Consider the following 5,822-nt stretch of genomic DNA (forward strand, 5'->3'; position numbering starts at 1 on the left):
TAAAGATTATAAGAGAGGTAAAAAAAACCTTGACATCTATAGACTACAATTGTAAACTATAAATACGAACCAACGTTTACAATTGTAATCATAGGAGGGGTAAGATGAAGGACATACAAATTTCCCCTTAATGAAACAGAGTAATCCTAAAAATAACTAATCTCTGGACATTATATATCTGAAAACAGATCAGCTACTAAAGATTATAAGAGAGGTAAAAAAAACCTTGACATCTATAGACTACAATTGTAAACTATAAATACGAACCAACGTTTACAATTGTAATCATAGGAGGGGTAAGATGAAGGACATACAAATTTCCCCGTCAGAATGGGAAGTAATGAGAGTCGTCTGGACGACGCATCCCATTACAAGCAAGGAAATCAGCCGTATCCTCAATGAAAAGAAAGACTGGAAACTAGCTACTACAAAGACACTTATTGGACGTCTGGTGAAAAAAGGGATGCTGACAACGGCGCAGAACGGTCGTCAGTACGACTACTCGCCAGCTGTTACAGAAGATGAAAGTCTGAAGGAAGCATCAGAGCATCTATTGAACCAGGTCTGTACTAGAAAAGTAGGCGAGCTTATCGAAATGATGCTTGAGAGCAGAACACTTAGCATTAAGGACCTGGAATCGCTGGAAAAAATTATTCAAATGAAAAAAGAGAATGCTCCTGAAGTGGTAGCCTGTGGATGCATTACCGGCCAGTGTACATGTAGTTAAAAGAGTGAGCGAGAAATAAGACAACTGGATAGTTGCGCTCGTTTCATTAAGAACAAAACCGAATCAGGAGGAGAAAATAATGGATTTAAAATCATATCCGGTCGAAGGCATGACCTGTGCGTCATGTGCCTCGACTGTAGAGAAGACGGCTAGAAAGGTCTCAGGTGTCGTCGAAGCATCAGTCAATCTGGCTTCCGAAAAACTGACTGTAAAGGTAGATGAAACAAGCTTTGATCCGAAAGAACTGGAACAGGAGATCGATGCATCTGGTTATACTGTAGTCATGCCTCAGGCTGTCAACGCAACCTTTAATATCGAAGGGATGACCTGTGCCTCATGTTCTGCGACCGTAGAAAAAACGGCATCCAGACTTGAAGGGATGGTTTCGGCGTCAGTCAATCTGGCCTCAGAAAAAATGAATGTCACATACAATCCGCTTAAACTTTCTGTGAGAGACATAGAAGATGCGATCAATCAGACGGGATACAAAGCTATCCCGAAAGAAGAGGATGAAGTAGAGGTAGACGGACCTACAGAAGAAGCGAGTGAGTCGAAAGAAGAGGTGCTCAAGCGTCGAGTCATCTGGACTGCTATTTTTACCGTACCACTTTTTTACGTATCAATGGCTCCGATGATCGGCATCATGCTTCCAGGACCGATCGATCACATGGCTAATCCGATTCCTTACGCTCTGCTTCAGTTGATCTTGACGATTCCTGTGATGTGGCTGAGTCGTTCGTATTTTGAGCAAGGGTTCAAAACCTTATCGAAAGGACATCCTAACATGAACTCCTTGATCTCGCTTGGGACGGTAGCTGCCTTCGTATATAGTGTAGCTGCCACTTATGCAATCATAGTGGATGGAGCAGATCTGGCGATGATGCTGTACTACGAGACAGCGGCTGTGATTCTGGCGTTCCATACACTGGGCATGTATCTGGAAGAGCGCTCCAAAGGGAGAATGTCTGAGGCGATCCAGAAGCTGATGGATCTGGCACCGAAGACAGCCCGCATCGTTCATAATGGCGAAGAAGAGGAAGTGGCGGTCGAAAGCGTCTCTCCAGGAGATATTGTCCGCGTTCGTCCGGGAGAGAAAATGCCTGTAGATGGTGTGATCATAAAAGGGAGGACATCCGTAGATGAATCCATGCTGACAGGGGAGAGCATGCCAGTTGAAAAGAGTGAAGGGGACGACATCATCGGTGCCAGCATGAATAAGAACGGATCGATTGATTATCGGGCAACTAAAGTCGGAAAAGATACCACCTTGTCCCAGATTATTCAACTGGTAGAGGAAGCTCAAGGATCAAAAGCACCTATTGCCAAATTGGCTGATATTATAACCGGCTACTTTGTGCCGATCGTTATTGGACTGGCTCTTATTTCCGGACTGGTCTGGTTGATAGCTGGCCAGAGTTTCATTTTTTCCCTGACTATTATGATTTCCGTACTGGTTATTGCCTGTCCATGCGCCTTAGGTCTGGCGACTCCAACTGCAATCATGGTCGGAACGGGTAAAGGAGCGGAACATGGAGTACTGATCAAGAGTGGGGATGCACTGGAAACGATTCATAATGTCCAGACTATTGTCTTCGACAAGACTGGGACGCTGACTGAAGGAAAACCTGTTGTGACGGATGTCTTCGTTACTGAAGGCACTGACTGGTCAGAAGAAGACCTGTTAGCTTTGGCAGCTTCTGCAGAAAAAGGCAGTGAGCATCCATTAGGTGAAGCAATAGTTAAGGAAGCAGAAGAAAAGAACCTGAAGCTGCAGGAGGCGACTGATTTTGAAGCCATTCCGGGTCAGGGACTGACAGCTGAAGTGGACGGTATACGCCTTTATTTCGGGAACAAAAAATTGATGACGGAACAGTCTTTCGAGTATAATCAGATTGAAGCACAGGCAGATACTTTTGCGGATGAAGGAAAAACACCGATGTATCTGGCAGTCAACGGAAAGATTGCAGGGATTATCGCTGTCGCAGATACACTAAAAGAAAATAGTGTGAAAACAGTCCAGTTACTTCAGAAGCAAGGAATCGAAGTAGCGATGATCACAGGTGACAACACTCGTACCGCTAATGCAGTGGCTCAACTTGCCGGTATCGACCGTGTACTGAGTGATGTGCTTCCGGAAGACAAAGCCAATGAGGTGAAAAAACTTCAGGATGAAGGAAAGAAAGTAGCCATGGTCGGGGATGGTATCAATGATGCACCGGCGCTGGCTCAGGCCGATATCGGTATTGCAATCGGTTCTGGAACGGATGTTGCTGTAGAGTCTGCCGATGTCGTTCTGATGAGAAGCGATGTAAAAGAAGTGCTGACGGCTATTGAACTAAGTAAGGAAACGTTGAAGAATATAAAGCAGAACTTGTTCTGGGCTTTCGCCTATAACGTAATTGGTATTCCGATTGCCATGGGCCTGCTGTTCCTGCTGGGTGGTCCACTTCTCAATCCGGTATTTGCGGCAGCTGCTATGAGTTTCAGTTCTGTTTCAGTTCTGCTGAACGCCTTGAGACTTAAAAACTTTGCACCAACTTGGACTTAGGCGACACAGGCTAGTTAATCAGTAAATCGTATAAATTTGAAGGAGAGATTATTTATGAAATATACAGCAATAGTAGAAGGCATGAATTGCAATGGCTGTGCGAATTCAGTAAAAGCTGCATTCACACAGGTCGAAGGGGTTCAGGAAGTACAAGTAAAACTGGATACCAAAGAAGCAGAAATCGTTTCCGGGACGGAAGTATCTGAAGAGAAGCTCAAAGAAGCTTTAGCTGATACCACATACACTGTTGTTTCTGTTACCTCTTAATAAAATAAAGTCTGAGGGCTGTCCATAAAGCGTCAATGTGGACAGCCTGTTTCTTTTTATAATATGAGAACACTTTCAAAAAAGTTGTTCTTTCAGTCAAAATTGCTTACAGATATGAAAAAATAGTGTATCATTGAATTATCTCTATAGATTGATAAGTGGAAAACTATAAGCTGGACTGAAACTAGAAATTTTTAAAGAAGGTGAAAGAATGAAAAAAGGCAAAGCATATGTACCATTTAGATTCAAATTATCACCCATCAAAAAAATGGCTATGATTCATTTTCATAAAAATCCGGATAGTGAATATGAGGCCTTCGAACTTCATTATATTAGCGGAGAACCATGGGGGGAAGGGTTCAGAGTTCTTGCCTGGCGTACTGATGGATACAGAGACTCATATGTACAGGATACGTTGACTATTTCTGAAGACGAAGAGATCTTGTCTATAGGCGGTAAAGGTCTAAAGGAACGGTACACTGTGGAGTTTGATGAAGGCTATTTTGAACATGCCAACGGTCAGTTGGATGCCGGCTTTGTTTTCAACGACAAATTGGGGCGCCGTATCGTGCTCTATGTCGATGAAAGAGTTGACAAGGACACTAAACCATTGACCTGGCTCCCGTCTGTAGGGAATCATATCCAGGAGCCTCACTCTATGCCTCTCTTTTTCCTGTATAATTTTGACTTCGCCAGAAAAAGAGATACTGAAATTTTCCTGTCTATCGACGGACAGGTAGTCGAAGTCGATCCCTTTGCTTTTCCCAAAGACTTTCAGGCGCGTTATTATGTTGAATTCTCGACTGATTCGGTCGTTACGAATTTTAATGAAGCTGGAAGATATACTCTGGAACAGGTACAGATCGATGAGGATGGCATTGCTAGAGGTGAACATAATACCTATCTTTATGAAACAACGAAAAATGATTTATATAAACTTAAGCGTATCACCGTGGATCACGAAACTAATCCTGTAGAAGTAACCTTCGATCCGGCATTCCCTAATCATCAGGAAGTCAAAGAAGGCCGACCGATTTACGGGGAGTTCAAGATCGTTCCTTCAGGAGAAGCCGGGTTCTTGAAAGGGAAATACAATGTAGTCCATCAGCAGGGGAAAGCAGTCATCAATTTATCTTTTCCGGAAAACTGGAATACACCTAAAGGGGCAAACATTGAGCGTGTCATCAACAGCATGACGCCTAACATCAAGTCATGGTACCGCACGTATCAGTGTACACAGGTAGTTAAACTGGAAAATATGGATACAACGGTTCAATGGAAACGTATCGATCCGGATAGACGTACGCTTTATTGATCAGGCAAAAAGGGGAGACAGCTGACGCGATTGCCGGCTGTCTTTTTGACGTCTCTAGAGTCGTGAACAGAACCAGACGTGCCGGTCGACGAGTTTGAACAAAAAAAGTGTATAACCAGGATGAAAAACAATATAGGCTTACACTAAGAGGATATTAGCTATCAGGGTAATCAGATAATGAACTACATCGGCACTAAAGTACCGAGTTTCTAGGAACACTCAGAACTTGATATTTGCTATTTCAAACAAACATCAGCGGTTTAAGCTATTGACTAAGGCTCATCCCAAGCCCAATGTTTCTTATGTTTTTACTTGCATTAATGTCTCTGTCGTGGGGAGTATTACATTCAGGACAGATAAAACTTCTAATGTTTAGAGGTTTTTTGCCCGTTTCAGAACCACATGAAGAGCAAATCTGTGATGTTTTATAAGGGTTCACAGCAATAAATTCTTTTCCATAAGCCAGACATTTGTATTCCAACAGCGTTCTAAACATTCTCCATGATTGAGAAGCGATGCTTTGAGCTAGTTTGTGATTCTTCATCATATTAGATGTTCGCAAATCTTCAATACAAATAACATCATACGTCTCTACTAATTCAGTTGTTATTTTGTGAAGATAATCTTTGCGTGTATCCTTAATTTTCTGATTCAGTTTAGCTACTTGGATTCTGGCTTTTTGATAATTCTTTGCACTTCTTAGGTCAATGCCTTTATTCTTAGCTTGAATGCGTCTTCTAGCTAATCGTTTTTCCCAGTAATGCAGTTGCTTCTTGTACTTTCTATCCAAATATAAAGAAGGGTATTTTATTCCATCAGAAGTAATCGCTAAATCAGCCAATCCTAAATCTACCCCAACTATTTTGTCTGTCTTAGGTAAGTCTTGGTTTTCGCACTCTACTAATACAGAAATATAATAGTTGTTGTTGGATTTACGGGTAACAGTAACTGATTTGATGTTGTTA

The 5,822-nt window shown here is 42.3% G+C and carries 5 protein-coding genes; 4 read left to right on the forward strand and 1 reads right to left on the reverse strand.

The features are described 5' to 3' along the window. The first annotated feature begins 301 nt into the window (after window positions 1–301). The 4 genes from ACYQ4S_RS10475 (at window position 302) to ACYQ4S_RS10490 (ending at window position 4,857) form a co-directional block, all read left to right on the forward strand. The gene (locus ACYQ4S_RS10475) at window positions 302–727 is read left to right on the forward strand and encodes a CopY/TcrY family copper transport repressor (protein WP_346025616.1); all 426 of its coding nucleotides are present in this window, start codon (window positions 302–304) and stop codon (window positions 725–727) included. A 79-nt stretch (window positions 728–806) separates the two neighbouring features. Next, on the forward strand, window positions 807–3,275 hold the full coding sequence (locus ACYQ4S_RS10480) for a heavy metal translocating P-type ATPase (protein ID WP_459771013.1): 2,469 nt from the start codon (window positions 807–809) through the stop codon (window positions 3,273–3,275). A gap of 54 nt (window positions 3,276–3,329) precedes the next feature. Continuing rightward, window positions 3,330–3,542, forward strand: a complete 213-nt coding sequence (locus ACYQ4S_RS10485) for a heavy-metal-associated domain-containing protein (RefSeq protein ID WP_091266442.1) — start codon at window positions 3,330–3,332, stop codon at window positions 3,540–3,542. Between the two features lie 211 nt (window positions 3,543–3,753). Further along, window positions 3,754–4,857: a hypothetical protein gene (locus ACYQ4S_RS10490; protein ID WP_091266445.1), complete on the forward strand. Its 1,104-nt coding sequence runs from the start codon at window positions 3,754–3,756 to the stop codon at window positions 4,855–4,857. Window positions 4,858–5,122: 265 nt separating this feature from the next. Here ACYQ4S_RS10490 and ACYQ4S_RS10495 read toward each other — a convergent pair. Further along, a partial coding sequence (locus tag ACYQ4S_RS10495) for an RNA-guided endonuclease TnpB family protein (RefSeq protein ID WP_459771015.1) occupies window positions 5,123–5,822 on the reverse strand: 700 nt, incomplete at its 5' end.

Source organism: Alkalibacterium sp. s-m-28 (genome assembly GCF_054658175.1).

What these genes read in the sequence shown, in the direction of transcription:
- ACYQ4S_RS10480 (WP_459771013.1), top strand. Translation starts at nt 807, where the DNA reads ATGGATTTAAAATCATATCCGGTCGAAGGCATGACCTGTGCGTCATGT.
- ACYQ4S_RS10485 (WP_091266442.1), top strand. Translation starts at nt 3,330, where the DNA reads ATGAAATATACAGCAATAGTAGAAGGCATGAATTGCAATGGCTGTGCG.
- ACYQ4S_RS10475 (WP_346025616.1), top strand. Translation starts at nt 302, where the DNA reads ATGAAGGACATACAAATTTCCCCGTCAGAATGGGAAGTAATGAGAGTC.
- ACYQ4S_RS10490 (WP_091266445.1), top strand. Translation starts at nt 3,754, where the DNA reads ATGAAAAAAGGCAAAGCATATGTACCATTTAGATTCAAATTATCACCC.